Source organism: Nonomuraea sp. PA05 (genome assembly GCF_008086045.1).
GTDB classification, from domain to species: Bacteria; Actinomycetota; Actinomycetes; order Streptosporangiales; family Streptosporangiaceae; genus Nonomuraea; species Nonomuraea monospora.
Window position 1 is genome coordinate 1 of the sequence record NZ_VSEY01000072.1, and the last position, 25,813, is coordinate 25,813.

Below are 25,813 nucleotides of genomic sequence, written 5' to 3' on the forward strand. Positions count from 1 at the left end.
CCCCCCCCCCCCCGCCCCCCCCCCCGGGGGGGGGGGGGGGGGGCCCCCCCCCCCCGGCGGGGGGGGGGGGGGGGGCCCCCCCCCCCCCCCCCCCCCCCCCCCCGCCGCGCCCGCCCCCGTCCGGGCGCCCGCCGACGCGGTCCTCGACGTCCGTGACCTGCGCAAGACGTACCGGGGAACGACCAGACCGGCCCTGAACGGCGTCGGCCTGACCGTCGCCCCCGGCGAGATCGTGGCCGTCGTCGGCGAGTCGGGATCAGGCAAGACCACGCTGGCCCGCTGCGTGACCGGCCTGGAACGCCCGGACTCCGGCACGATCCTGCTCGGCGGCGAGGACTGCTCCGACTACACCCGGATGTCCCGCCAGGCGGTCCGCAGCGCCCGCCGTACAGCACAGATGATCTTCCAGGACCCGTACTCCACCCTCAACCCCGCCCGCACCGTCCGCGCCACGCTCAAGGAGGCGCTGGAGGCCGACGGCCGCCCGCCCGACGTGGCCGCGCTGCTGGAGCTGGTGGGCCTCGACCCCGCGCTGGCCGCGATGCGCCCCGCGGGCCTGTCGGGCGGCGAGCGGCAGCGGGTGGCCATCGCCCGCGCCGTCGCGGGCGAGCCGCGGCTGCTGGTCTGTGACGAGCCCGTCTCGGCGCTGGACGTGTCGGTGCAGGCCCAGGTGCTCACCCTGCTCGCCGGGCTGCGCGAGCGGCTGTCGATGGGCCTGCTGTTCATCACCCACGACCTGGCCGTGGTGCGCCAGCTCGCCGACCGGCTCTACGTGCTGCGGGCCGGCGAGTGCGTGGAGAGCGGCGAGGTCGGGCAGGTGCTCGACGCCCCCGCGCACCCCTACACGCGCGAGCTGCTGGCCAGCGTGCCCGACGGGTCGCGTGCCTGGCCCTAGTCCTCGGAGAAGGAGATCAGCGTCAGCACCCGGCAGCCCGCCCCGCCGGTGACGTAGACGTGGTCCAGCTCCGCCGCGAACCGCACCGCGTCGCCCTCGCCCAGCCGCACCGTCCACGCGTCGGTCTCCACGCTCACCTCGCCCGCGACGACGTACGCGTGCTCGATCGAGCCCCGCCCGTGCGCGCTCTTGGCGCTGCGCGTCATCGGCGGCAGATCGCCCTCGGCCAGCTCGAAGCGCCGCCGGTCGGCCGCCGCGAACAGGCTGCGCACCGTCGTGTCGCCGACCACCTCGGTGGCGCCCTCGCCGCGCCTGATCACCTCGGGCTCCAGCAGGTGAGTCCTGGTCAGCTCGGCGAACGTCAGCTCCAGCGCGCCCGCCAGCCTGGTCAGCACCTCGATCGTCGGATTGGCCACGCCCCGCTCGATCTGCGAGATGAGCGCCTTGCTCACCCCCGTCAGCTCGGCCAGCTCCCGCACGCTGTGGCCGCGCGCCAGGCGGGTGCGCCGCAGGTTGCCGGCGATCGCCCCCCTGACCCCCGCGGCCGGCCCCGGGGTCACCGCCAGGACGGGGCTCTTCTCGTGCCGCACGTGGTCAGGTTCCTTCCTCGGGTCGCTCACTCCATGATGCCCGGTACGGCCCTCGTCCGGGCCGTCCACACCTTGAGACGCGACAGCGCGGACGAGGCCCGCAGCGGCGTCCTGGGCCGGGCACAGGGGCCATTATGTCCTGCGGCCGGCGATGCGCTGCGGCGGTTCCTCGAAGCGCGAACGCTGCGGCGGTTGCCCGCTGACCTTCTCCACGATCGAGGCGGCGAGCTGGTGCAGCTTGACGTTCCTGTCCTGGGAGACCTGCCGGAGTATCTCGAACGCCTCCCGCGCCGTGCACCGCCGCTGTGCCATGACGATGCCCAGCGCCTGATCGATGATCGCCCGGGTGGTCAGCGCCTCCTTGAGCTGCGCCGCGACCTCCCGCATGCGGGCCGCGCCCAGCGCCGTACGGAACAGCACAGGGACGTGCGAGGCCGTGACGCGCAGCGCCACCAACGCCTCCTCCGGTAACCCCTCGGCGTCGCAGGAGTAGACGCTGAGCACCCCGAGCATCGCGCCGTCGTACTCCAGCGGCTCGCAGTGCATCACGCGCACCTCGGGCGCCCCGGCCGCGAAACGCGGCCACCGCGTGTCGGCGGCCAGGTCGAGCACCGTCACCGACTTGCCGGTGTCGAGCGCGTCGAGCATCGGCCCCTGCCCGGTGGCCTGCTGCAGCCCGTCGAGCAGCTCGGCCCGCGCGTGCGAGCAGGCCGCGGTGTGGATGTCGTCCTCCCCGCACAGCGCGATGCTGAGCATCGCGCAGTCGGGCATCGCCCGGTCGGCGATGGTGACACAGTCAGTGAGCGCCCGCTCGAACTCCTCGATGTCGGTGGGCATGCTCGGCCGGTTCACCACGATCCCTCGCGATCGCTCGGAGTACTTCCAGGCTAGCTGTTCGACGCCGCCGTCACGAGATGTAGGCGTCCACCTCGGCCAGATAAGCATCCTTGAGGTGCCTGGGCAGCCAGGTGATCTCGAAGGCGTTGCGCTGGAGCTGGGCCAGCTCCTCGGGCGAGAGCTGGAGCGCGTCCTGCAAGGCGACGAGGTTCTCCAGCACGTAGCCGTCGAAGTAGGCCGGGTCGTCGGAGCTGACCGTGACCCGCACGCCCAGGTCCATCAGCTTGCGGATGCCCTCGGCCTTCATCGACTCGGTGACGTAGCCGTTGGAGATCGGGCAGCAGGTCAGCCCCATGCCGCGGGCCAGCACCGCCTCCACCAGGCGCTGGTCCTCCAGGATGTTGACGCCGTGGTCGATCCGGTCGACGCCGATCTCCTCGATGGCCTGCCTGATGTGCTCGATCGCGTCGTCCTGGTCGACGTCGCAGTGCATGGTCAGCAGGTAACCCTCCTGCCTGGCCCGCTCGTAGACGGCGGCGAACTTGCGCGGCGGGTTGCCCCTCTCGTCGGAGTCGAGGCCGACGCCGGCGATCCACTCCTTGTACGGCAGCGACTCCAGCAGCGTCGCCATCGCGTACTCGGCCTGGAAGTCACGCAGGAAGCACATGATGAGCTGGGCTCGCACCCCGAGCTGCGCGTGCGCGTCCATCAGCGCCCGCCGCAGCCCCCTGATCACCACGTCGAACGGCACGCCGCGCGACGTGTGCGCCTGCGGGTCGAAGAAGATCTCCGCGTAGCGGACGTTCTGCTCGGCGGCCCTGCGGAGGTAGGCCATGGCCAGGTCGTAGAAGTCGGGCTCGGTGCGCAGCACCTTCATGCCCTCGTAGTAGATCGTCAGGAACGAGGACAGGCTGTCGAAGGTGTACGCCGCCCGCATCTCCTCCACGGAGGAGTAAGGGAGCTTCAGGCCGTTGCGCGCGGCCAGCTCGAACTTGAGCTCGGGCTCCAGCGTGCCCTCGATGTGCAGATGCAGCTCGCACTTGGGCAGACCGGCGATGAAATCCTTCACCGTCCCACCCTAGAAGATGATCGCGAGGCCCACCGCGAAGAGTGTCCCGTAGGCCATCTGCAGCTTGCCCGTCTGCTGCAGCACCCCGATCAGCGCCGGGCCCACCGCCTTGTGCAGCACCGCCCTGACGGGGGCGACCGCCAGCGGCAGAGCCAGCAGCACCAGGGCCACCCACGGCGTGAGCGGCACCATCGACACCGCCACCGCGAACGGCACCAGCTGGCACGCCACGTACAGCGCGCGAGTGCGCTCAGGCCCCAGCCGCACCGCCAGCGTGCGCTTGCCCGACTGCCCGTCCGTGCCGACGTCGCGCAGGTTGTTGACCACCAGCATCGAGCACGACAACAGCCCCACAGGGATCGAGGCCAGCAGCGCCGCCCAGCTCAGCTGCTCCGTCTGCACGTACGCCGTGCCGACCACGGGCACGACCCCGAAGAACACGAACACGGCCACCTCACCGAGGCCGCGGTAGCCGTACGGGCGCTTGCCGCCGGTGTAGAACCAGGCGGCGGCGATCGCCGCCGCGCCCACGAGCAGCACCCACCACGCCCGCGTGACCAGCACCAGCACCAGGCCGAGCACGGCAGCGAGCGCGAAGCAGGCAAGCGCCGCCGTCAGCACCTCGCGGGGCGTGGCCGCGCGCGAGCCGACCAGCCGCATCGGGCCGACGCGCTGGTCGTCGGTGCCGCGGATGCCGTCGCTGTAGTCGTTGGCGTAGTTGACGCCGATCTGCAGCGACAGGGCCACGAGCAGCGCCAGGACCGCCCGCCACCACACGAAGCCGCCTTCGCCGATCGCCACGCCGGTGCCCACCATGACGGGCACGACGGCGTTGGGAAGCGTGCGCGGGCGGGCTCCGGCGATCCACTGGGCGGGGGTTGCCATGTTGTCGTTCTACCTCTAGCTGATGTCGGTCGTGAGCCTGATCATCCGGACCGGGCGGCCCATGTCGAGGACGCGCTCGGCCATGTCCTCGCCCCAGCCGGCCGACTCCAGGAAGCCGAGCATCGCGTAGTTCTCCGCGAACACCCAGGTGACGATCTGGCGGAAGCCGTCCTCGCGCATGTAGTCGACGGTGGCGTTGAGCAGGCGGCTGCCGTGGCCCCGCCGGACGAAGTCGGGGTCGACCAGCAGCGTCAGCATCTCGGCCACCCGCCCGGGGTCGAGATCGGGGTCCTCGGCGGGCGCATGGGAGACCAGCCCGACCACGCGCTCCCCGCCGCGGGGGGTGACCAGGGCGGCGCTGCCGCCCGCGCCGAGGGCGGGAAAGCCCTCGGTGTCGAGGATGGTCTCCACCGCCACCAGCACCCGGTGCATCGGGCTGGGCGGGGCGACGATCGCCTCGTCCCACTGGCGCAGCCACATCTTCTCGGCCGCCGCGCCAGTCATCTGCTCGAGAGGACCTTCCGGGAGGAAATCCCGATAGCCGTAGCGCCAGGCGCGGATCTGACAATTCGCAACCTGGAGTACATCCTCGCGCCGGGCCGCCCGGACGCCTACGTCTGCCATCTCGGCCCGCTCCTTCGCCTGCCGTCCATGCCACAAGGCACGAGTTACACCGTATCGGTGTTTGAGCCTTGCAGACGACGCGAACCCCGCTTCCTCGCCCGGTAAGCCCGTGTCTTGGTGCGGTTGCCGCATACCCGCATGGAACACCACGAGCGGGAACGGTTCTTCGACAGATCGATGAACGCCTGCTGACAGGATGCCTCCGCGCACACCTTCAGCCGGTCCCACGCCGCGCCCAGCGCCGCCGCCGCGATCCGCGCCAGCCCGCCCCGCACCCCGTCGGCCTCCGGCACCAGCTCGGGCCCCTCGGCCCGCATCGCCACCCGCAGCGGCAGGTCCGGAAGGTCGGCCCGATCGCGCCGCAACGCGGCCCGCAGTCCCTCGCGCAGCGCGTGCGCGATCTGCAGGTCGTCGTCGGCGGCGCGGTCGCGCGGGCCGATGAGGTCGTGCTCGCGCAGCCACACCGCCAGCTCGGCGGGGGAGGCCAGCTCGTCGGCCTGGGCCTCGACGTCGAACGTGTTCACGAAGTCTCGTACGAGCTCCGCGGGGAACGGCATGCCCGTCACTCTACTTGCCCGTGATCGCCATCGCCTGCCCGCGCCTCCTCAGCCTTCGACGCCCGTCGCCTTCGGCGTGTCTCCTCAGCCCGTGACTGCCGCCATCGCCTCGGCGAGCCTCCTGACCCCCTCACGCAGCTCCGACACGTGCGCGGCGGCCATGTGCGTGAGCCGCATCCGCGGCCCCGGCGGCTCCGACGGGTAGTACAGCCTGCCGGGGCTCACCAGCACCCCGTTCCGCCTGGCGGCCTCCACCAGGGCGGTCTCGTCCACGTCGGCGGGCAGCCGTACCCACAGGTGCATCCCGCCCGCGGGGAGCAGGTGCGGCTCTGCCTCCGGCATGCGCTCGGCCAGCGCCGCCGCCAGCGCGTCGCGGCGCGTCGCGATCTCGGCGTGCACCGCTGCCAGATGCCGCCGCCAGGCCGGCGACCCCACGAACTCCAGCGCCGTCTCCTGCAAGGGCCGCGCCACGAAGAACGACTCCACGAGCTGGCTCGCCCGCAGCCGGTGCGCGGCCGGCCCCCTGGCGATCACGGCCGCCACCCGCATGCTCGGCGACAGGATCTTCGTCAGCGACACGATGTGCACCACGGTGCCGTGCCGGTCCATGGAGGCCAGGGACGCGGGCGGCTGCGGAGTCAGGTACCGGGCGAAGTCGTCCTCCACCACGAACGCCCCCGCCGCCCTCGCCACCTCCAGCACCTGCTCCCTGCGCTCCGGCGGCAGCGTGGCCCCCGTGGGGTTGTGCAGGGTGGGCTGACAGAAGAACACCCGCGCCCCGGTCACCGCGAACGCCTCCGCCAGCAGCTCGGGACGGACGCCGTCGCGGTCCATGGGCACCGCCGTGGCCCGCAGCCCGGCCGCCTTGGCCGCCGACAGCGCGCCCGGATACGTGGGCGTCTCGACCAGGACGGGCGTCCCCGGGGCCGCCAGCGCCCTGAACGCGTGCGTGAGCGCCGCCTGGCCACCGCTCACCACGAGCGCGTCGGCGTCCGTCACATCGCCGCCCGCCTGGGTCGCGAACCACCGCCGCAACTCCCGCAGGCCCGTCAGCGGCGGCATCGCCCAGGCGTCCGGCCTGCGCACGGCCCGCGCGGCGGCGGCGGCGAGCTGCTTGTCCGGGCGCAGGCCCGGCCGCAGATATCCGCCGGTCAGCGGCACCACCCCCTCGGGCGCCGCGCCCAGCAGCACCGACACGGGCCCCTCGTCCACCACCCGGTCGCCCAGCGCCACGGTCTGCCAGGACAGGTCGGGCACGTCCTGTGCGCGGCCTGCCCGGCCCGTCACGAACGCCCCGCTGCCCGGCCTCGTCACCACCCGGCCCTCCGCCGCGAGCTGGCCGATGGCCCTGGACACGGTGACGGGGCTGACGTTGTGGCGGCGCATGATCTCCCGGCTGGACGGGAGCCGCGCGCCGGGGCCGAGGCGGTCGGCCTCTTCGCGCAGTATCGCGGCGATCTGGACGATACTGCTATCGTTGTTCATGAAAGTGGAGAATAGCGCTACTGAGGTCAGGGGAGTAGCGGTCCCGCCTCCCGGACGGCCGGGTGGTGGCACGGGGCTGGCGTTCCTCGGCGTCCTGGCGTTCTCGGGGACCATGCCGGCCACCGTCTTCGCCATCCGTGGCTTCGACCCGTGGCTCGTGGCGATCGGCCGAGCCGTCATTGCCGGATTTATCGCCATACTCTGCCTCAAAGCCGCCCGCCGGCCCCTCCTCCCGCCCCGCTCACAGTGGCCCGCCTACGCCCTGATCAGCCTGGGCGTCGTCCTCGGCTTCCCCGTCTTCAGCAGCCTCGCCCTCGGCCTCGGCGCCAGCACCGCCCACTCCGCCGTCGTCGTCGGCCTCCTCCCGGCCGCCACCGCCATCTGCGCCGTCCTGCGCGCCGGCGAACGCCCCCGCCCCCTGTTCTGGGCAGCCTGTACGGCCGGAGCCGCCGCCATCACCGCGTTCACCCTCATCCAGCACCAGGGCACACCGTCCTGGCCCGACCTGCTTCTCCTCTGCGCCCTCGCCTCGGCCGCCGTCGGCTACACCGAAGGGGGGCGGCTCGCCAAGCACACCCCCGGATGGCAGGTCATCTCCTACGCCCTCGTCCTCTCTCTCCCGCTCACCATCCCCGTCACGACCGCGCTCTCCTTCGCCACCCCCATCACCCTCACCTGGGATGCCGTGGCGGGCTTCGCCTACGTGTCGGTGATCTCGATGTTCGTGGGGTTCATTCCGTGGTACGCGGGGCTTGCCAGGGGTGGGATCGCCAGAGCTGGTCAGACCCAGCTCACCCAGCCGTTGATGACGATCGCCTGGGCTTGGTTGCTGCTGGGGGAGCGCTTCGGGGTGCTGACCGTGGTGGCGGCGCTGGCCGTCCTGGTGTGCGTGGCGATCACCCAGCGCGCCCGTACGTGAGCCGCGGCCGCTGTGACGTGCTGGTCGTCACCGGCAGCGCGCCTGGGCTTGAGCGGCGTCCAGCACGCCTGCACCTTCGTGGCGCCCGGCAGACCTGCATCTGGGCCGCGTCCAGCACGCCAGCACCTTCGTAGTGCCCGGCACGTCTGCGCCTGCGTAGCGCCCGGCAGACCTGCACCTGGGCGGCGTCCAGCACGCCAGCACCTTCATGGCGTCCAGCACGCCTGCACTTGGGCAGCGCCGCACGGCACATGTGCACTTGAACAGCCTCCAGCGCGCGCCTGTACTTGAAAGCCATGACGCCGCCCCGCAGGATGACAGTGGAGGTGTCACAACCATGGCGGACCTCACAATTCCAGAAGGCGGCTTCTGGCCGGCGCCGGAGATCCAGCAGCCCAACATCTATCCCATGGAATGGCGGGTGGAGACGGAGAAACTCGCCGCCATCTACGAGAAGTCCAAGCGCGAGCTCTGGAACCCGGCCGACCTGCCCTGGGACGGCCTCGACCCGGACGACTTCACCAGGGAACAACGCCTGGGCATCATGTACTGGTTCGCGGTCCTGGCGAACTTCGACGCCTCAGGGCCGGCCGTGTTCGCCCGCGCCACCATCCAGGCCTTCGAGAAGCACGAGGAGGACCCGGTCAGGAAGTGCTTCTTCTCGATCACCCGTGACGAGATGAACCACGAAGAATGCTGCCAGCGCACCATCGCCAAGCTCTGGCCGGGCGGCCCCCTCGACTGGACCCCCTCCGACGACCTCGAATCAGCCGCCCACAACAACATCGGCTGGCTCTACCACAACGGCGGCCGCTACTGGACCGGCTACAACTCGGCCGTCGGCAAGTACTCGCTGCCGGTGCTGTTCACCAGCTTCATGATGGGCGAGATGGCGGCGTCCACGCTGTTCAGAGGCATGTCGTCGGGCACCCGGCATCCGGTCTTCAGCAAGATGTTCGAGCGCATCGGACGCGACGAGTCCCGCCACCTCAAGATCTGCATGACGATCCTCGAGAACGAATGGCCGGGCCTCACCGACGAGACCCGTTCCCTCATCACCCGCCAGCTCAGGGCTGGGTTCGTCTTCCTCAGCATGATTCTGTGGGAGCCACCCGAAGGGTTCTGGGAACTGCCGCCGTACTTCCTCGACAACCATCGGGTGCTCATGGATCACGCCCGGCAGGCGGGGCTCGGGGTGCTGTCCACGGAGGAGCAGGCAGAGAACTGGCGGGTGGCCATGGCGCATATCCGGGCCATCGTGGAGCGGTGGGGGATCGCGTTTCCGGCTATTCCTGAGTTGAATCTCGAAGGCGTGCGAGTGGATTTCATCGATCCTGAAGAGATAATTCCGGTCTTCTAGCGTGCGGGAGTGATAAAAGAGGTCGCCGAATCTTGGCGGGAAAACGCATCGGGTTGTCCTGCCCGGTAGAACTCAGATCTAGCCTTTCGCGATCCGATCGCACCCGCACTTGTCACTCACGCCAGCATCGGTCGCTGACGCCTGCACCGGCCACTCACGCTCGGCCATGCCCCACCCGGCTCGGCCCCGCTCGAATCGGTGCGGCCCCGCTCGAGCGGGGCCACGCTCGAATCGGCTCGGCCACGCCGCACCAGCCCGCTCACGCCTGCGCCATGCCCGCACCAGCTTCGTCACACCCGCACCGGTCCGCTCACACCCGCACCGGCTCGGCCCTGCCCGCGCCGGTCCATTCGCACCTGCACCGGCTCAGCCCTGCCCGCGCCAGCCCAGCCGTGCCCGCACCAGTCCGCTCACGCCCGCACCAGCTCAGCCCTGCCCGCACCAGTCCGCTCACGCCCGCACCAGCTCAGGCCTACCCGCCCCAACTCAATCGCGCTCGCATTGGCTCGGTCCCGCTCGCCTGGCTTGGCCATCGCTAACCTCTCCCCGGCCACCGCCCGCTCCCGCGCCCACTCCCTCTACCTCACACCTCGCCCATCCCCTTGACTCACCCTCCCCACCACCTCATCCAGGCCACTGCTCCTCAGGCGAGACGTAACTCCCTCGATGCGGGATGCTGTACACCCACCCCTCATCACGCAGCAGCGAGATGGCCCGCCGCACAGTCTCCCGAGCGGCCCCATACTGACGCACCAGCTCAACCTCGCTGGGAATCTGCTGCCGTGACACGAACTCATGCCGCCTGATCCGCTCCCGGATCTCCCCGGCGATGTGCCGATAGAACGGAGCCTGCCGCCCAGCGGGCCCAGCCTGCCCGGGAGCGTTGACGAACGTCCCTTCGCCCTGCCGCGTATGCACCAACCCTTGGTTCCGCAGCACGCGGATCGCGCGGCGCGCGGTCGTCCGCGCGACCTTGAACTCCCGCTGGATCTCCGCCTCGCTGATCACGGGGTCTCCTGGCGCGAGTTCCGCGCGGATACGCGATCTGAGGACCTCGCTGATCTGGAGATATAGATAGGTGTCACCCTCGCGATTCAGCACGCCCCAAGGATATCCAATGGTGCGGTCAAACGAAGGGCAATTAAGAACCCGGATGCTTGGGCCATTTTTCGCGCTCAGTCACGTATGTGCCCCGATATGGCACCGTGAACACCCACCCCAGCTCCCTGAGATGTGCGACCGCTTGCCGTGCGGTCACCTTTGCGACGCCATATTGCCGCATCATTGCTTTCTCGCCGGGAATGGGCCTGTTGGACGGGATCTCGCCCTGCTGGATCCGTTCGATGATCTCTGTGGCGATCTTTTGATAAATGGGCAGCTTCCTGGGTGACCGAGGCGTCCCAGGAGGCCCCACGAACGTACCCTCGCCCTGAATCGTGTACGCCAGCCCTTGCTCCCGCAACTCCCGAGCCACCCTGCGGGCGGTCGTCCGGGCGATCTCGTACGTCTTCTCGAGAGTCGCCTCGCTGGGCACGGGATCGCCGGCTTTCAACTCGCCGCGTTCGATCTGATCGCGGACCAGGTCAGCGACCTGCTTGTAGATGGGCACGGGGCCTTCGCGATCTAGCACGCTCGGATTATAGACGAAACCGTACATGCCCCGCTCAGAGCACACGATCGGCGAGCGTACGCATACGGCCTTTAGACCTAAAGAGACGCTCGATGAATAACTACACAAGCACACCACGCAGGGTCACCGGAAAGAACGAGCCCACAGCAGGGCGACTCCCCTGATCGATCCGGGGGACGGACCCTTCCTGCCGCCAGACCGGTCCCCGGATCCCACCTCCAAGCACTGGCTCCACCACTCGTCACCCTCTGCGTACAGGTCGAGGCCCCCGCCGCAACCCGTTCAGCGATGGCAGTGCGCAAAGGCCCAAGCCATCCGGCCATCCCGCGGGGACGCCCGCCTCCGCTGCTCCAGTCGCCCAGCCGAAAGTACCCCTCCCGCCTGGCTGATCGGCCTACAAAAGCAGGACCCATCTGCCGATGAGTCAGTCCCCCGAAATCGCGACGCTGGAGCCACGACCTTCGCACTCCGACACAGCGGACGTCACACGCTCATCGCACCCCCACACCCCGCCCGGAGCGCACCCCTACACCGCCCAAGGAGCTCCGGTGACCTCGACAAGAAGAAGGATCGCAGCGGCTGCCGGCACGTTCTACCTCATCACGCACGCCACCTCGATCGCCGCCCTCCTCCTGTACGCCCCGATCCTCGACGACCCCGGCTACATCGCCGGCTCCGGAGCCGACACCCGAGTTCTGTGGGGCGCGTTCCTGGAGGGCATTCTCGCCCTCGCGATCGTCGGCACCGCGGTCACGTTGTTCCCGATCGTCAAGAAGCAACAGGAAGGCGTCGCCCTCGGCTACGTCGGCCTCCGCACGATCGAGTCCGCCATCATCACCGTCGGCATCGTCACCCTCGTCGCAATCGTCACGCTCCGCCAAGAACCAACGGAAACGCCCGCAGTCACCCTCATCACAGTCGGCAGAGCACTCGTAGCGATCCACAACTGGACGTTCCTGCTCGGCCCCAGCTTCGTCCTGGGAGTGAACACGCTGCTGATGGCTTACCTGATGTTCCGCTCCCGCCTCGTCCCCAGGTTCGTGGCTGTGCTGGGCCTGGTCGGCGGCCCCCTGGCCTTCGCTTCCGCGACGGCAGTGATGTTCGGCCTGTACGAACAGGTCTCCCTCTGGGGCGCGATCGCCGCGATCCCGGTGTTCGGGTGGGAGTTGAGCTTGGCCCTCTGGCTCATCGTGAAGGGGTTCAACTCAGCGGCCGGCACGGCCTCCGCTGACCACTAGGTATTGCCGCGCAAGCCTGGCTCGCCCATGATCTAGGCCCGACTTGCCCCATCCACGGTCCAAGTCGGGCCAGGCCCGTGTGCTCTGCACCACGTCGCCAATCAGCCCACGCTTCGACCGATCTCAGAATCAACGCTTACCCCGCACCGAAACCGCAACCAAAGCCGTGAGTCCGCCCAAAAACCAGCACCAGCTCGAAAAGTCGGAGTTCCCGATACCGCATTCCCATACCAGCGAGATCCTCGGGCACCAGAATCGAATCCGACGGCCATCGCCTTGCATCGCTATTCTCTTCGATCTCAACCAGACCCTCGAAGGAAAGCTCGGAAAGCGCGATGGCCGTCACCATTTGACCATCGCCCGCGAGAGGCTGCGACCGGCTCGTGCGCCTGCGGTGCCGCTTCCGCAGGCGCACGCTCTCCTCACATCATCGCAGGCCGGTCTCGCCGTAACCATGCGATGCGACCACCGCGCACACCCCTTCAAAGCACTTACTCAGAGAGAAGGAGAATGGTGGCGGCTGCAGACCAAGTTTGATGCCTGCACAGGGTTCGGCGCAGCAGATCCGCCAAAAACCTGCCACCCTCTTGGGCCGGCAGACACGAAACCAGCCAAGTGTGCACAATCCAAGGTAAGGCATAAGAGCGACTGCCTACGCCGCAGCATTCATACCGAAACCGAAGCCATCAGAGGAAAAGCATCACGACAACAACCAGGGTCGCGTAACACCTGTACGGCACGCTCAATCGCAAAGAATTGGTGACGGCCATCGCGATCCTCTGAAGACGCAGTTCTAGAGGACTCCGAGTGCGATGGCCGCAGACAACAGTCTGCCGCCTGCACGCCGCTCAGTGAAGAGTTTCATGACCAGTGGCTCCGACTTTGTCGGCGCGCGGCCGTAAATAAGGGAACGCGTTGTCGCCGGACGGGTGTTGCGCCCCGTCCGGCGACAAAGGTGCCCCGAACACCCTGTTCGTGCTATGCCACCGCTCATGCGAACCGGACACCGCTGGCGACAACGCGAACAGGGCATCGCGGTCGGCGCACCCTGCGTTCGCGCAGGACCCTTGATGGCGCGCCTGCCCACAACCTCGAAAAGGCATGGGCCCCACCCAGGACCTACGCGAGACCATGGACGTGGCCCCCTGCTTCCACGAGGCATGGGGACCACGTCATGACGAGTAGTTGCCGGCTGACGTCCGTTACGGCCTACCCGCGCCATTAGGTTCTCATGGCCGTCCCTTGGAAAACTGCGGTTCGGCGCTATAAGCGGGATGATGCCTTTTGTGATTCACTGCGGTCATAATCCGCCATGGAATGGATTTACAGCGGAATCCGCCTCCAGGACTCGTCCGCGATGATGAGGTGATCGAGCAGCCGCAACTCGACCGTCTGCGCGGCCTCGAGAAGCCTGGCGGTAGCCTCCAGATCCTCTGGGCTCGGATCGAGCGACCCGCCAGGATGATTGTGAGCCAGCCCGAACAACGCCCCGCCGGCTGTCAGCACCTCCGTGATCACCTCCCGTACAGGCATCGGAGTGTGATCACTGCCACCCTCGGTCAGCACCGCACGCTTGAGAATCCGCCCGCGCGTGTCGCACACCACCATCACCAGCCGCTCGTGCTTCCGATCACGCAGCAGCGGCGCGCACGCATGCGCCAGATCGGACGTGCTGGTGATGCGCTCACGCTCGGGCCACTCCTCCGCCCGGCGAACGAGATGAAACGCCGCGGCCACCCGAGCTGCCTTGGCGGGACCGATGCCACGCATGGTGAGTAACCGGTGCGGGTCGGACCGACTGAGGCCATCTAGGTCTCCACAGGTCTCGATCACCTGCGTGGCCAGGTCGAGGGCGCTCGCCCCACGAAACCCCGAGCCGAGCAGCACGGCCAGCAACTCCCGATCCGCCAGCGCGGCGGCACCGCTGGACATGAGCCGTTCGCGCGGCCGGTCACGTTCGGACAGGTCTTTGACTCGCATCGGCAACCTCCGCAACCGTTGTATCAACGCGCACCGACAATCTCTGACCTGCGGATTTACGACCGCGGTCGGCGTCCCATGCGTGGTTGTATGTGCGCCTTTGGCGCAGCGAAATGTCCCCACGCCGCAACGGCGAGCGGGATGGTGGTGGGTTTGTTTGTGTTGGTGGGCGACTCTGCACTCGCGAAGGAGGCACACCCGCAATGACCGATGGGGGGCCTACTGCCTGCCCGATGCCCCGCTTGCTGTACCCCTCGCGAGACCACTGAGTCGGCCGCTACGGCCAGATCTCGCATGCGCGCCGGCCAGGACGCGACGGCGGGACGGTCTCGTGGCGGCACGCGGCGCGTTACGCGTGGCCAAGACACTCTTCACCAAGAGATACGTCGCTGAACGCGGCCAGACGGTCCTTGCTCGGACGCGGACACCATGGGGCACTCTCGTCAGGACGCCGACGCCATGGCCTGTAACCAGATGATTCTCAGCAGAAGTGAGCCCTGGGGATCCCCTGCGACAAGGTGGCCGCGACTCCGCACCAAGCTCGAACAGCCATCCCCGCCATCTCACCCCTCCACAACTACGTCAGGCCGGGAAGCTCCGGGCAAGGTAACGCTCACCCGGAGCCTCCCGCCCTAGACGGGCATGCTGTACGTGACGCGGAACCGGTCACCGGGAATCACGATGTCGCTGGTCTCCACCGGACGATCACCCGCCCAATGGGTACGTTCCACATGCAGAACATGCACACCCGCCGCGAGATCCAGCGCATCGCTCTCCACCGGCTGGGGGATGCGGGTGTGAACGCTCTCCACGATCTCCGTGACCTTTATGCCGTGCGCGTACATCCGCGCAACGATGCTCCGCCGCTCCTCCTCCGTGTGAGGAGTGAACTCCCGCAACTCATACGATGTCGCAAGCTGGAGCGGCCTGCCGTCCCCGCGGAAGACGTAATGCGTCTTGGTCAGCGTGGCGGACTCAGGGAGCCTCAGCCGTCTGCCGATGTCGGGGCCCGCTTCGGCGGGCTCGCTGTGCCAGTCCCATGTCACTCGCCTGCCTTGGGACTGCAGGTCGGCGGCGAACGGGGCGGGGTGATCGAGGAAACGCCATCGGTACAGCGGTGTTAGATCGGGGCGTTCCCTTACGTAATGACCCGAGCCCACGCGGCCGATGATGAGGCCCTCACCCGCGAGCACGCGTAGCGCGTGGCGGGCGGCGGTCTCACCGACCTGATACTTGCGGGTCAGCTGCGCGCGTGAGGGGATCGGCGCGCCGGGGGGAAGGGTGCCGTCGGTGATCTGTCGCCGGATGTCTTCGACGACACGCAGGTAGACCGGATCTGAGGTGGCCACTAGTCCATCCCTGGGGGTTCGTGTGAGGCGTTGCCCCATGTTGCCGTATTCGGCAGGTAACCGACCGTCATCGATGACCGCTGGAGCCCCAACTTTGCGATGGCGGAAAATTATCGGAGAAACCTTGTAACGCGGATGTAAGGGGTCGCGATTCTCCGGTAGAGGTCGTCGATGTGTGTACCCCCGAGCACATATCGGCGACCTCTTCCATGTCCGCCCACCGGACCAACCGCCTCCGAGCCCCATGAAGACCCAGGCCGGACGCAGTCAGCTGCGAAACCTTAAGCTCTCTACGGCGCGCCCCACCTCGTCCCGCCAGCCAACTAGCCCCGTTCCGCCGGGGCCGTCACGCCGCTGCCGGTCGCTGCTGGCGCGACCTACACGCGCCGAGTCCATGCGTGTACGCCGCCTCGATACGTGCCGTTCACGCGTGCCGTTCACGCGTGCCGTCCACGCGTGCCGTCCATGCGCGCCGGCCGTCACAACGATCGCGTGTGAGCAATCCCGGGGGCGATGTCTGGGGATGGCCTGGTCCGAGACCTCTTGCGAGGCGAAGGGGGTGCAGACCAGGCCTCCTGCGGCTCAGCGGTCGGCTGGGTCCCGTCTCGCGAGTTGATCCGCGGTCTGCTGGAGCGTGCCGAGCCGGTGCAGCATCTCGCAGCGCAGGATGGTCAGGTGCTCGTTCATGTGCCTTCGGAGTCCGGCGAGTTCATCGCCGAGGGCGGCGACGTCTTGTCTCATCTCGGTGCGCAGGTCGTTGAGTTCACTCAGCACCAAGAGGATGCCGATCGCGGTGATATCCACGCCCGTGCAGGCGCTCTTCTCGGGCGTCCGGATGCGCAGCATCATGTCGAGGATCAGTGCCTCTAGGTTCACGCACTGCCTGCCTTTACCAGGTGTGAAGGAGGATCCCGTGCCCGCTGGCGTCGGGGTCTGTCTGTCGATGAGCACAGTGACATACATGGGCGCGTGTGGCTGCGCAGGAGGCGGCGGCGGGTGTGAATCTTTCTCCCAGACCTCGGCGTGTTTCCTCCCCGGGATTCGTTCTGTTACAGAGAGATGCGCAGGTGAAACAGGCCAAGGGGTGGTGAACCGGAGCAGAGCGCCACACGCCCGTTGTGCGAGAGCGAGGCGGACCCTATGTCCCCAGCACAAGAAAATGGACGCCTCGCTGACGCGTAGCGGGTGCCCTGCAGCCACACCTGTCGGCGGTTCAGGCAGACGGCGTATCCGAAAGCGAACGGCCGTTCCCATGCCAAGCTGACCACCAACACCCACCTTGCTTGTGGGTAGGATCGCAGGCCGCTGGCCGTGGTGGCGATCAACGGGCGGCGAGGGACCACACGCCGCAGCGTCGAATGGCGATCAATGCGGGGGGCTCTGAGCAAGTCGACCAGAACACCCGTCAACGAACCAAGCGGCACAGACGCAAGGCGGCTACACGCGTTCAACCTCCCGCTTGCCGGCGGTGCGACCTCGTGCAGGTGCGGCCTCCCGCTTGCCAGCTGTGTGGCTCAACGGCTTAGCGCCGCCTCCCATCGCTGCGGCCTCCCTGCGCCAGTGCCCTCACCCCACGCAAGCTCCCACCCCACGCAAGCTCCCACCCAGCGCAAGCCCTCAGGTCACCAAGCGTCCAAGTGGTCACCAGGTATCGCAGCCGAGTGGCCGTACCCCCAGCCAGGCACCTCTTCCTAGGTTGTGACAGCGAACCCATTCCATCCCCCACCGGATCTCCGCACACGTCCAGAACCGTCCTGCACCGCGCTGGGCTGCACCACCAAGAGGATCTACATGATCGACATCGGCAAGCTCCTCCCCTCCGACCGGAATGCCTGGGAGGGCTTGTTCCGCGCGTACATCGACTTCTACGAACGCGTCGAGCCGGACGAGATGTACGAGCGGGCGTGGCAGGAATTCCAGGCGGACACCCGCCTGCACGCCCTCGGCGCGAGGCTGGATGGCCGGCTGGTCGGCATCACCCACTTCCTGACCCACGGGAGCACTTCCGCGCCCGACGCCGATGTCTGCTACTTGCAGGACCTGTTCACTGAGGGCGACGTCCGAGGCAAGGGTGTGGGTCGCGCCTTGATCGTGGCCGTCACCGACTGGGCTCAAGAACGCGGCTGCTCTCGCGTGTACTGGAACACGCACGAGTCGAACAGCACGGCACGGCACTTGTACGACAAGGTTGCGGAGAACCGGGGTTTCATCCGCTACCAGATCGAACTGCTCCGATAGGGATCTTCCGCTCGATGCTCGATGACGCCGGAGGTGGCCGAGCTGCGCAGGCGACCTCCATGTCATACGCGTGTTGTTTATGTGACTTCGGCGACAGGAGATTCGGTCGACTTGGTCATGCAAACCACCCCTGAAACTTAGAGGAGAGCGTCTCAGCCCGGCCAACGGCGCACATAGGCTTGATCCGTCCGCCTGGCGCAGGTCGATCCGCATGACGCGGCCCGGTGCCCAGAGGCCCGTGGAGGTGGGCAAAAAGCGGCTCCAGGCAGGCGAAGCGGGGTGGCGACGTCCAATGGATTTCCGAATCCAGGTAGCGTTCGCACTATGGCATCGCCAACTGGAACCACCGACGCACCCTTCGGCCGTATGCTGACCGCGATGGTCACGCCGTTCACCTCCGACGGCGAGGTCGATTATGTGGCTGTGCGACGTCTTGCCACCTACCTGGTGGACGAGCAGCGCAATGACGGACTGATCGTCAACGGGACGACCGGGGAGTCGCCCACCACCTCGGACGAGGAGAAGCAGCGCATCGTCAGCGCCGTCCTCGATGCGGTTGGCGACCGCGCTACTGTGGTGGCGGGGGCGGGTACCAACGACACCCGGCACAGCGTCGAGCTCGCGAAGCAAGCGGCACGCGTTGGCGCGCACGGCCTGCTGGTGGTGACGCCTTACTACAACAAGCCTCCGCAGGAGGGTCTGTACCAGCACTTCACCGCCGTTGCGGATGCAACCGAGCTTCCGGTGATGCTGTACGACATTCCCGGACGTAGCGGCGTGCCGATCAAGACTGAGACCTTGCTCCGACTGGCGCAGCACGAGCGCATCGTGGCAGTGAAGGACGCCAAGGGTGACCTGTTCGCCGCCAGCCAGGTGATGGCCGCGACCGATCTCGCCTTCTACTCCGGCGACGACCTGCTCAACCTGGCCTGGCTGTCTCTCGGCGCGGCCGGGTTCGTCAGCGTGGTCGGGCATGTGGTGGGCGCCGAGTTGGCCCGCATGATCCACCTGCACAAGAACGGCGACGTCGCCCAGGCCCTGGTCGTGCACACGCAGGTGACCCCCGTGGTGGACGGGATCATGTTGCGGGCGGGCGGCGCAATCATGGCGAAGGCGGCACTGGGCATGGTGGGAGTACCGGTCGGTCCGGTACGGCTGCCGCTCGTGGACGCCACGGAGAAGCAAATCGCCGAGCTGCGTGCTTGCCTGGTAGCCGGCGGGGTGAAGTTGACAGACGCATAGGAACGGGGAGGAACCGGGAGTTTTGAGAACAAGATCTGACCGTGGGGGCCAGGCATGAGCCATCCGCATCCTGAGCTTGGCCCCCCGCCGGTGCTGCCTGAAGGCGGCCTGCGCATCGTTGCGCTGGGCGGGCTGGGAGAAATCGGCAGAAACATGGCCGTCTTCGAATATGACGGTCGCCTGCTGGTCGTCGACTGCGGGGTGCTGTTCCCCGAGCCCGACCAGCCGGGTGTCGATCTCATCCTGCCTGACTTCGAATACATCAGGGACCGGCTCGACGACGTCGAAGCCGTGGTGCTGACGCACGCCCACGAAGACCACATCGGGGCGGTGCCGTACCTTTTGCGCGAGCGGCGCGATATTCCGCTCATCGGTTCCAAGCTCACGCTTGCCCTCATCGAGGCCAAGCTGACCGAGCACAGGATCCAACCGACCAAGTTCGAGGTCATCGAGGGCGAACGGCACGTGTTCGGGCCGTTCGACTGCGAGTTCCTCGCGGTCAATCACTCCATCCCCGACGCCTTGGCCGTCGCCATCAGGACGCCTGCGGGCATCGTCCTGCACACCGGCGACTTCCGGATGGACCAGTTGCCGAGCGACGGCCGCCTCACCGACCTTGGTGGGTTCGCCAGGCTCGGCACCGAGGGTGTCGACCTGCTGATGTCCGACTCCACCAACGCCGAGGTGCCGGGGTTCGTCACCAGCGAGCGGGAGATCGGGCCGGTCATCGACGAGGTGATCCGCACCTCCGAGCAGCGCGTCATCGTGGCGAGCTTCGCCTCGCACGTACACCGCATCCAGCAGGTCATGGACGCCGCCGCCAGGCACCGCCGTAAGGTGGCCCTGGTCGGCCGGTCCATGGTGCGTAACATGGGCGTGGCCCGCGACCTCGGCTACCTCAAGGTCCCGCCGGACCTGATCGTCGACTCGCGCGACATCGAGGAGTGGCCGCCGCAGGACGTGGTGCTGATCTGCACCGGTTCGCAGGGCGAGCCGATGGCCGCGCTGTCGAGGATGGCCAACCGCGACCATCCGATCCGCATCGCCGAGGGCGACACCGTGCTGCTGGCATCGTCGCTGGTGCCGGGCAACGAGACCGCGGTCAACAAGGTCATCAACGGCCTGACCAGGTGGGGCGCCCGCGTCGTGCACAAGGGCAACGCCAAGGTGCACGTCTCGGGGCACGCGGCCGCGGGCGAGCTCCTCTACGTGCTCAACCTGACGCGTCCCTCGAACTTCATGCCCGTGCATGGCGAATGGCGCCACCTCCGCGCCCACGCCAAGCTGGCCGCCCTCACCGGCGTGCCCGACGACCACATCGTGATCGCCGAAGACGGCGTCGTGGTGGACCTGGTCGACGGTCGCGCACGGATCGTGGGTGCGGTCCATGCCGGGTACGTCTACGTCGACGGCTCGTCGGTGGGCGAGATCACCGACACCTCCCTGAAGGACCGGAGGATTCTCGGGGACGAGGGGTTCATCTCCGTGGTCGTCGTGGTCGACTCGAACACGGGCAAGCTCACCGCCGGCCCCGAGATCCACGCTCGAGGATCCGGCATTGATCCGGCACAGTTCGACGAATTCATCCCGCAGATCGAACGGGCCCTCGCGGAGAAGGCCGCGGACGGTGTGGTCGACATGCAGGAGATCCGTCGGGTGGTACGTCGTACGGTGGGGCGCTGGGTGAGCGACACCTACCGGCGCCGACCGATGATCATTCCAGTGGTGCTCGAGGTCTGAGCCTCCTGCGGAGGGTACGGCAGGCGCTTTTGCCTGCCGTACCTGCGGAGATTCAGCCTGTGATCGCTGGAGACGTTCGGGCCTGGGGCCTGGCCGGACTGCTCCTTGCGGTGTCTGCGGGAATTCGGCCTGTGCTTTCAGCGGACGTTCGGCTCGCGGGTCCTGCGGTGGGCGCTGTCGAGTTCGTGACCTGCGGTGAACGGTGAGGATCGTTGGCCGTCCGGTTCGATGAACCGAAGAGAGGCCGCCACCAGGCGCCTTCAATGTCAGATCAGCGCCAGAACTGCCTGTGGCGCGCCTGCTGGTGCCTGTTTCGTGTCGCAGTGCTCTGACACGGCATCCCTGTGCGTGCTCGTCACGGCGTATTCGTGTGAGCCGATGGGCCATGGCGTTCCGCGTGCGTGTGAGAACCTCGCGCAGCCGTTGGAGTGAGAACGTCAGAGACGGCATCTCAAGCGTCCCTGCGACGGAGTAGCAAGATGGCCGCGCACAGGGGTATGCCCGCGTACGCGAACATGACTGTAGAGGCCGCCAGCGGTGACAGAAGTGAACCGTACACCGAGGTGGTGATGATGTCGCCGGTGATCTGGCGGGGCAGGGCACCGATCATCAGGGAGCCGAGGCGTTCGCTCCATGGTTCAGGGATCCTGCCGATGATCATAGGGATCACGTAGACAAGGCCGACGATGATGGCCGTCGTGCCGGCCACGGAGCGGAGGATCGCGCCCAGTCCTACGCCTAGCAGTGCGAACACAGGCACCGTGAGACTGAGCGCGAGCAGCAACGGCACCCGGTCACTGAAGGCGGTGGCGTAGGCGCCGGAGAAGCGGTCGCCGATTGCGCCGCGGGTCACGAAGTAGGTGCCGAAGACCGCCACCGCACCGACGAGCAGGCCCAGGCCGCCGATGATCGCGGCCTTGGCGGCGAGGACGGGCCAGCGCCGGGGGACGAGGGCCAGGCTGGTTCTGATCAAGCCTGTCGTGTACTCGGACGTGATGGCCAACGCGCCCAGGATGCCCATGCAGAGCTGAGGGATGATCGTGAACACTTCCTCCAGGTCCGCGATCCGGGCACGCGCTTGCTGTTCGGGCGAAGCGGTGTCGTACATGCCGGCCGCGGCTGCGGCGAGGGCAAGGCCGAGGAGGACGGTGCTGAGACTGAGCCCGAGGACCAAGTAGGTCGAGCGGACAGAGCGAAGCTTCAGCCACTCGGAGGTGAGGACGGTCATACCCGCGTTCCTTGGGGTGAGAGAGGTGGACGAGTGCACGCGCGCGGCAGAGAGCGGGGGTGTTGTGTCGCATGCGGCGTTGCGATGCGGAGACGTTCATGCGATCGACCTGGCGAGCCGACGACTGTCCTCAGCATGGAGATGGAGATGTCTTTCGGGTGCGTCGGTGCGGGTAGTCGGTCGTATCTGTGTGATGGAGGCGTGTCCGAGTGACGGCCCGTGTGGGGTCGGGGCTGGGAGTGCGTACGGTCATGCGTCTGTTCGCTTCAGCTGGTAGTAGCCGACGGTGAGGGCGACGAGCGGGTACGCAAGGAGCACGACCAGCGCGGCCCAGGGAGGTAGGAAGCCTTCTCCTAGACGGGACGAGAGCCGTTCGCCCGCCATCTGGGGGACGAGGTTCGGCAGGAGGAACGTGGCTATGCGTGTGTTCCACGGTGCCGGCAGGTAGGTGGCCACACCGGGGAGGACGAACAGCAGGGCGACGACCGACATGATGGCGCCTGCGGTTGATCGCATGGCGGTGCCGAGGCCGAGGCCCACCAGAGCCAGGGCGGTCACCGACAGGCCCGAGGCGAGCAGCGTGGGCAGCTCGTCGGTGAACGAAACCTGGTTGAAGCCCAGGTGACGGCCATTCGCAAGCAGACGGCTCGTCGCGTACGTGAGCAAGAGGATCAAATTCGCGGCCACGAAAGTGACCGCGGCGACGATGCCCGCCTTGGCCAGAAATAAGGTGCTGCGCTTCGGGACGGTGATCAGGGCGGTGCGGATCATGCCTGTGGCGTACTCGGAGGTGATCGCCAGCACGCCGAGCAGTGCCAGGCTCATCTGGACGAGCGGCAGGAAGCCCTGCTCGGGGGCCGCCGCGCGTAGCGTGCCGCGTTCGTCGGCGAGGGCGGCCACGTAGAGCGTCCATGCGATGCCCAGGAGCACCGTCAGGGCCGCTGCGCCGATGGTGTGGAACGTTGAGGTCACTGAGCGGAGCTTCAGCCACTCGGAGGACAAAACCGTCTTCATCGGGCCGCTCCGTATTGCACGCTGTCGGCGGTCAGGGCCATGTAGGCGTCTTCGAGAGATGGGTAGCGGGCCGTCAGCTCCGCGACAGTGGCTTCGGCGATGAGCCGGCCGCGGCCGACGATGATGATGCGCTCCGCGGTGAGGGCCATCTCGCTCATCAGATGGCTGGAGAGCAGAATCGTGCGACCTTCGGCGGCCAGCGAGCGCATGAGGTCGCGGATCCAGCGCACACCGTCGGGGTCGAGCCCGTTGACTGGTTCGTCGAACATCAGGATGGCGGGATCTCCCAGCAGCGCAGCCGCGATGCCGAGCCGCTGTTTCATGCCCAGGGAGAATCCGCTCACCCGGTTACGCGCCACACTTACCAGCCCGACCTGATCGAGCACCTCGGAGACGCGTACGGGACCGATGCCGTTGGTGCGGGCCAGGCACAGCAGGTGGTTGTAGGCGCTGCGGCCACCGTGGACGGCGCCCGCGTCCAGGAGCGCCCCGACCTCGCGCATCGGCTCGCGTAGTGAGGCGTATCGTCGGCCGTTGACCAGCGCTTGGCCCGACGTCGGCGCGTCCAGGCCTAGGATCAGGCGCATCGTGGTGGACTTGCCAGCGCCGTTGGGGCCGAGGAACCCGGTCACGTGGCCGGGCTCGACCTTGAAGGTGAGGTCGTCTACGGCGACGGTGGCGCCGTAGCGCTTGGTGAGATGGTGGAGTTCGATCACGCGGTAAAGGATGCGGTGAAACGGGGCGCCGCCGCGTCGGACCACGGTTCGAACTTCAAGGTCAGACCCTGGGTTGACGTGCGCAGCCCGCTTCAGCGACTACGGTTCAACGCGTGAACGACACCCACCCCTTCTACGCCAGGCGCATGAGCCGTCGCCAGCTGGTCATGCTCGATGTGGCGGCGGGCGCGTGCGCGGCGTTCATCTTCTTCACCGTGACGGTCCACGCGGAGGCGCTGCCACCATGGATGCGACTTGCTCTTCCCGCTGGCCTGGGCCTGCCTCTGGCTCTGCGGAGGCTCTGCCCCCTGCCCGTGTTCTGCTTCACCCTGGTGATCGCCGTCTACGCCGCGCTGATGGGTGCGGCGGGGCTCGTGTATCTCGCGCCGGCGTACGCCCTGTACATCGTCGCGCTGTCCGACAGACTCGGCCCTGCGGTCCCGACGTCGGCCATCGCGGTGGTGAGCCTGGTGACCATCGTCGGCATGACGGTGGCGGGCACGCCTCGCGACGTGGCCCCTGACTGGCTCTTGCATCTCGACCAGCCGCTTCTGGGCATTGCGGCGCTGGGAGGGGCGTGGACGATCGGCCGCGCCGTACAGGAGCGCAGGTCCTTTGCCGTACGTGACGCGGAGCGGATGGCGGCGCAGGCCGTGTCGGATGAGCGGTTAAGGATCGCCCGCGAGCTGCATGACGTGGTCACACACAGCGTGGGGCTGATCGCGGTCAAGGCGGGGGTCGCCAATCACGTCATGGCGACCAGGCCGGAAGAGGCGCACGACGCCTTGCGCGTGATCGAGACCGCCAGCCGGAGCGCTCTGGTCGAGATGCGGCACCTGCTTGGTGTGCTCAGGTCTACATCGGTGCCCGACGGCGTGCCCACGCCTGGCCTGGCGGGGATCCGCGGCTTGGTGGAGCAGGCTCGGTTGGCCGGGGTTGAGGTGAAGCTCGTTTTTCGCGTGGAGGCCGGCGTGAGCGGAAGCGCTGGGGCGCTACCGCAGGAGAAAGGGGCGGGGCGGAAAGTGGAGGTCCTGGGGGATGAGCTTGCATCTGGACGTGCGGACGTGCGGCAGAGACAGGTGGAACTGGGAAGGGTGGATTCGGCTCGGGAGCGGGCGGTGTTGGGGCGGGCGGTTGAAGCAGGGCGGCAAGCGGCGGCACCGGCATGGGCGGACGTTGCGCGGCGGCAGGGGGGAGAGTCGTCCGCTGGTGCGGTGTCGCAAGGAAGGACGGCAGCGCGACAAGAGGAGGAAGAAGAAGCCTGGGAACGGCTACCTGACGGCGTGGGCTTGGCGGTTTACCGCATCATGCAGGAGGCGCTCACCAACGTGGTCAAGCATGCCGCGCCGACTCGCTGCCGCGTGTCCCTGGTCATCGGGCGCGAGGAGGTTGGGCTTGAAGTGGTCGATGACGGGCCGGGGCGGCGTACGTTGCCTGGTGACGGTGCTGGACACGGTCTGATCGGCATGCGAGAACGGGTCACCATGTACGGCGGTGGGTTCGAGGCTGGGAGCCTGCCCGAGGGCGGATTTCGCGTGTCTGCCACATTGCCGTACGAGGAGGTCTCATGATCCGAGTGGTCATCGCTGATGATCAGGCGTTGCTCAGGGGGAGCTTCAAGGTGCTGGTCGACTCCGAGCCCGACCTGGAGGTCGTGGGGGAGGCGGCGACCGGGGCCGAGGCTGTTGACGTCGTGTTGGAACGGCGGCCGGATGTCGTACTCATGGACGTGCGAATGCCGGTAATGGACGGAATCGAAGCGACTCGTCGTATCAAGGATGTCGCTCGGGTTCTCGTGGTGACGATGTTCGACCTCGACGCTTATGTGTACGATGCGCTCAGGGCGGGAGCGAGTGGCTTTCTTCTGAAAGATACGCCGCCCGCCGATTTGCTGGCTGCTGTACGGGTGGTGGCCGAAGGAGAGGCGCTGCTGGCGCCTACGGTTACGCGTAGACTGATCGAAGAGTTCACACGTACTCCCGTTCTGCCTCAGGTCAAGGGCTTGGAGGGCGTTACGGAGCGGGAGCGGGAAGTTCTGCTGTTGATTGCGCGAGGGCTGTCCAATCGGGAGATTGTTGCTCATTTGCAGGTCAGCATGGCTACGGTGAAAACGCACATCACGCGGCTGCTGTCCAAGTTGGAGGCCCGGGATCGGGCGCAGCTCGTTATTGCCGCATATGAGAGCGGGCTGGTTTCAGCCGCCGCGTGACGGCGCTC

The 25,813-nt window shown here is 67.7% G+C and carries 25 protein-coding genes and 1 pseudogene; 9 read left to right on the forward strand and 17 right to left on the reverse strand.

What is annotated here, in order from left to right:
* The first annotated feature begins 157 nt into the window (after positions 1 to 157).
* Positions 158 to 895 (forward strand): ATP-binding cassette domain-containing protein, encoded by a 738-nt coding sequence (locus tag FXF51_RS56980; protein ID WP_187415147.1) that lies wholly within the window; start codon positions 158 to 160, stop codon positions 893 to 895.
* Here the strand turns inward: FXF51_RS56980 and FXF51_RS56985 are convergent.
* The 7 genes from FXF51_RS56985 to FXF51_RS57015 form a co-directional block, all read right to left on the reverse strand.
* A complete protein-coding gene (locus tag FXF51_RS56985; RefSeq protein ID WP_187415142.1) occupies positions 892 to 1,485 on the reverse strand; it encodes a helix-turn-helix domain-containing protein in 594 nt (197 codons plus the stop codon). The genes FXF51_RS56980 and FXF51_RS56985 overlap by 4 nt on opposite strands.
* A gap of 132 nt (positions 1,486 to 1,617) precedes the next feature.
* Positions 1,618 to 2,322 carry a GAF and ANTAR domain-containing protein gene (locus FXF51_RS56990; protein WP_187415143.1) on the reverse strand — a complete coding sequence of 235 codons (705 nt, stop codon included), beginning with the start codon at positions 2,320 to 2,322 and terminating at the stop codon, positions 1,618 to 1,620.
* A 70-nt stretch (positions 2,323 to 2,392) separates the two neighbouring features.
* Positions 2,393 to 3,391 carry an adenosine deaminase gene (locus FXF51_RS56995; RefSeq protein ID WP_148443247.1) on the reverse strand — a complete coding sequence of 333 codons (999 nt, stop codon included), beginning with the start codon at positions 3,389 to 3,391 and terminating at the stop codon, positions 2,393 to 2,395.
* Positions 3,392 to 3,400: 9 nt separating this feature from the next.
* The gene (locus FXF51_RS57000) at positions 3,401 to 4,276 is read right to left on the reverse strand and encodes a 1,4-dihydroxy-2-naphthoate polyprenyltransferase (RefSeq protein ID WP_148443248.1); all 876 of its coding nucleotides are present in this window, start codon (positions 4,274 to 4,276) and stop codon (positions 3,401 to 3,403) included.
* 15 nt (positions 4,277 to 4,291) lie between these two features.
* Complete coding sequence (locus tag FXF51_RS57005; RefSeq protein ID WP_080042081.1) at positions 4,292 to 4,780, reverse strand: GNAT family N-acetyltransferase; 489 nt, start codon at positions 4,778 to 4,780, stop codon at positions 4,292 to 4,294.
* A gap of 164 nt (positions 4,781 to 4,944) precedes the next feature.
* Complete coding sequence (locus FXF51_RS57010) at positions 4,945 to 5,457, reverse strand: CGNR zinc finger domain-containing protein (protein WP_148443249.1); 513 nt, start codon at positions 5,455 to 5,457, stop codon at positions 4,945 to 4,947.
* Positions 5,458 to 5,541: 84 nt separating this feature from the next.
* The gene (locus FXF51_RS57015; protein WP_148443250.1) at positions 5,542 to 6,942 is read right to left on the reverse strand and encodes a PLP-dependent aminotransferase family protein; all 1,401 of its coding nucleotides are present in this window, start codon (positions 6,940 to 6,942) and stop codon (positions 5,542 to 5,544) included.
* On the opposite strand from FXF51_RS57015, the gene FXF51_RS57020 reads away from it, so the two are divergent.
* Together FXF51_RS57020 and FXF51_RS57025 are read left to right on the forward strand one after the other, a co-directional pair.
* Complete coding sequence (locus FXF51_RS57020; protein ID WP_148443251.1) at positions 6,941 to 7,861, forward strand: DMT family transporter; 921 nt, start codon at positions 6,941 to 6,943, stop codon at positions 7,859 to 7,861. The genes FXF51_RS57015 and FXF51_RS57020 overlap by 2 nt on opposite strands.
* A 337-nt stretch (positions 7,862 to 8,198) precedes the next feature.
* Positions 8,199 to 9,221, forward strand: coding sequence for a hypothetical protein (locus FXF51_RS57025; RefSeq protein WP_148443252.1), 1,023 nt, complete (start codon positions 8,199 to 8,201; stop codon positions 9,219 to 9,221).
* Positions 9,222 to 9,531: 310 nt separating this feature from the next.
* Here FXF51_RS57025 and FXF51_RS61595 read toward each other — a convergent pair whose 3' ends face one another.
* The 3 genes from FXF51_RS61595 to FXF51_RS57035 form a co-directional block, all read right to left on the reverse strand.
* Complete coding sequence (locus tag FXF51_RS61595; protein ID WP_187415144.1) at positions 9,532 to 9,675, reverse strand: hypothetical protein; 144 nt, start codon at positions 9,673 to 9,675, stop codon at positions 9,532 to 9,534.
* A gap of 170 nt (positions 9,676 to 9,845) precedes the next feature.
* Complete coding sequence (locus FXF51_RS57030; protein ID WP_148443253.1) at positions 9,846 to 10,322, reverse strand: winged helix-turn-helix domain-containing protein; 477 nt, start codon at positions 10,320 to 10,322, stop codon at positions 9,846 to 9,848.
* A 40-nt stretch (positions 10,323 to 10,362) separates the two neighbouring features.
* Positions 10,363 to 10,851: a winged helix-turn-helix domain-containing protein gene (locus tag FXF51_RS57035; protein WP_262380568.1), complete on the reverse strand. Its 489-nt coding sequence runs from the start codon at positions 10,849 to 10,851 to the stop codon at positions 10,363 to 10,365.
* A gap of 548 nt (positions 10,852 to 11,399) precedes the next feature.
* Here FXF51_RS57035 and FXF51_RS57040 point away from each other — a divergent pair.
* Complete coding sequence (locus FXF51_RS57040; protein ID WP_222871947.1) at positions 11,400 to 12,089, forward strand: DUF4386 domain-containing protein; 690 nt, start codon at positions 11,400 to 11,402, stop codon at positions 12,087 to 12,089.
* Positions 12,090 to 12,225: 136 nt separating this feature from the next.
* On the opposite strand, the gene FXF51_RS57045 is transcribed toward FXF51_RS57040, so the two are convergent.
* The 4 genes from FXF51_RS57045 to FXF51_RS57060 all read right to left on the reverse strand — a co-directional run bounded on the left by FXF51_RS57045 (position 12,226) and on the right by FXF51_RS57060 (position 16,294).
* Positions 12,226 to 12,438, reverse strand: a complete 213-nt coding sequence (locus FXF51_RS57045) for a hypothetical protein (protein ID WP_148443255.1) — start codon at positions 12,436 to 12,438, stop codon at positions 12,226 to 12,228.
* A gap of 974 nt (positions 12,439 to 13,412) precedes the next feature.
* Entirely contained in the window at positions 13,413 to 14,069 is a 657-nt protein-coding gene (radC, locus tag FXF51_RS57050; protein WP_148443256.1) for a RadC family protein, read from the reverse strand.
* A gap of 632 nt (positions 14,070 to 14,701) precedes the next feature.
* A complete protein-coding gene (locus tag FXF51_RS57055) occupies positions 14,702 to 15,418 on the reverse strand; it encodes a GntR family transcriptional regulator (protein ID WP_148443257.1) in 717 nt (238 codons plus the stop codon).
* Positions 15,419 to 16,000: 582 nt separating this feature from the next.
* Complete coding sequence (locus FXF51_RS57060; RefSeq protein WP_148443258.1) at positions 16,001 to 16,294, reverse strand: hypothetical protein; 294 nt, start codon at positions 16,292 to 16,294, stop codon at positions 16,001 to 16,003.
* Positions 16,295 to 17,209: 915 nt separating this feature from the next.
* On the opposite strand from FXF51_RS57060, the gene FXF51_RS57065 reads away from it, so the two are divergent.
* The 3 genes from FXF51_RS57065 to FXF51_RS57075 all read left to right on the forward strand — a co-directional run bounded on the left by FXF51_RS57065 (position 17,210) and on the right by FXF51_RS57075 (position 20,638).
* Complete coding sequence (locus FXF51_RS57065) at positions 17,210 to 17,656, forward strand: GNAT family N-acetyltransferase (RefSeq protein ID WP_148443259.1); 447 nt, start codon at positions 17,210 to 17,212, stop codon at positions 17,654 to 17,656.
* Positions 17,657 to 17,980: 324 nt separating this feature from the next.
* A complete protein-coding gene (gene dapA / locus FXF51_RS57070; protein ID WP_148443260.1) occupies positions 17,981 to 18,898 on the forward strand; it encodes a 4-hydroxy-tetrahydrodipicolinate synthase in 918 nt (305 codons plus the stop codon).
* A 54-nt stretch (positions 18,899 to 18,952) separates the two neighbouring features.
* Entirely contained in the window at positions 18,953 to 20,638 is a 1,686-nt protein-coding gene (locus FXF51_RS57075; protein ID WP_148443261.1) for a ribonuclease J, read from the forward strand.
* A gap of 451 nt (positions 20,639 to 21,089) precedes the next feature.
* Here the strand turns inward: FXF51_RS57075 and FXF51_RS57080 are convergent, their stop codons facing one another.
* The 3 genes and pseudogenes from FXF51_RS57080 to FXF51_RS57090 form a co-directional block, all read right to left on the reverse strand.
* On the reverse strand, positions 21,090 to 21,866 hold the full coding sequence (locus FXF51_RS57080) for an ABC transporter permease (RefSeq protein ID WP_148443262.1): 777 nt from the start codon (positions 21,864 to 21,866) through the stop codon (positions 21,090 to 21,092).
* A 249-nt stretch (positions 21,867 to 22,115) separates the two neighbouring features.
* On the reverse strand, positions 22,116 to 22,880 hold the full coding sequence (locus tag FXF51_RS57085; protein WP_148443263.1) for an ABC transporter permease subunit: 765 nt from the start codon (positions 22,878 to 22,880) through the stop codon (positions 22,116 to 22,118).
* A 62-nt stretch (positions 22,881 to 22,942) separates the two neighbouring features.
* Positions 22,943 to 23,596 (reverse strand): annotated as a pseudogene (locus FXF51_RS57090) (ABC transporter ATP-binding protein); the annotation flags it as partial.
* 113 nt (positions 23,597 to 23,709) lie between these two features.
* Between FXF51_RS57090 and FXF51_RS57095 the strand changes: the two are divergent.
* Complete coding sequence (locus FXF51_RS57095; protein WP_148443264.1) at positions 23,710 to 25,167, forward strand: sensor histidine kinase; 1,458 nt, start codon at positions 23,710 to 23,712, stop codon at positions 25,165 to 25,167.
* Positions 25,164 to 25,805 carry a response regulator gene (locus FXF51_RS57100; RefSeq protein WP_148443265.1) on the forward strand — a complete coding sequence of 214 codons (642 nt, stop codon included), beginning with the start codon at positions 25,164 to 25,166 and terminating at the stop codon, positions 25,803 to 25,805. Before FXF51_RS57095 ends, FXF51_RS57100 begins: the two co-directional genes overlap by 4 nt.
* Positions 25,806 to 25,813 lie beyond the last annotated feature (8 nt).

Coding starts and splice junctions, on each gene's coding strand:
- FXF51_RS57080 (WP_148443262.1), bottom strand. CDS start 21,866: ATGACCGTCCTCACCTCCGAGTGGCTGAAGCTTCGCTCTGTCCGCTCG.
- FXF51_RS57015 (WP_148443250.1), bottom strand. CDS start 6,942: ATGAACAACGATAGCAGTATCGTCCAGATCGCCGCGATACTGCGCGAA.
- FXF51_RS57085 (WP_148443263.1), bottom strand. CDS start 22,880: ATGAAGACGGTTTTGTCCTCCGAGTGGCTGAAGCTCCGCTCAGTGACC.
- radC (WP_148443256.1), bottom strand. CDS start 14,069: ATGCGAGTCAAAGACCTGTCCGAACGTGACCGGCCGCGCGAACGGCTC.
- FXF51_RS57020 (WP_148443251.1), top strand. CDS start 6,941: ATGAAAGTGGAGAATAGCGCTACTGAGGTCAGGGGAGTAGCGGTCCCG.
- FXF51_RS57025 (WP_148443252.1), top strand. CDS start 8,199: ATGGCGGACCTCACAATTCCAGAAGGCGGCTTCTGGCCGGCGCCGGAG.
- FXF51_RS57045 (WP_148443255.1), bottom strand. CDS start 12,438: ATGGTGACGGCCATCGCGCTTTCCGAGCTTTCCTTCGAGGGTCTGGTT.
- FXF51_RS57100 (WP_148443265.1), top strand. CDS start 25,164: ATGATCCGAGTGGTCATCGCTGATGATCAGGCGTTGCTCAGGGGGAGC.
- FXF51_RS57000 (WP_148443248.1), bottom strand. CDS start 4,276: ATGGCAACCCCCGCCCAGTGGATCGCCGGAGCCCGCCCGCGCACGCTT.
- FXF51_RS57005 (WP_080042081.1), bottom strand. CDS start 4,780: ATGACTGGCGCGGCGGCCGAGAAGATGTGGCTGCGCCAGTGGGACGAG.
- FXF51_RS56990 (WP_187415143.1), bottom strand. CDS start 2,322: ATGCCCACCGACATCGAGGAGTTCGAGCGGGCGCTCACTGACTGTGTC.
- dapA (WP_148443260.1), top strand. CDS start 17,981: ATGGCATCGCCAACTGGAACCACCGACGCACCCTTCGGCCGTATGCTG.
- FXF51_RS57075 (WP_148443261.1), top strand. CDS start 18,953: ATGAGCCATCCGCATCCTGAGCTTGGCCCCCCGCCGGTGCTGCCTGAA.
- FXF51_RS57065 (WP_148443259.1), top strand. CDS start 17,210: ATGATCGACATCGGCAAGCTCCTCCCCTCCGACCGGAATGCCTGGGAG.
- FXF51_RS57010 (WP_148443249.1), bottom strand. CDS start 5,457: ATGCCGTTCCCCGCGGAGCTCGTACGAGACTTCGTGAACACGTTCGAC.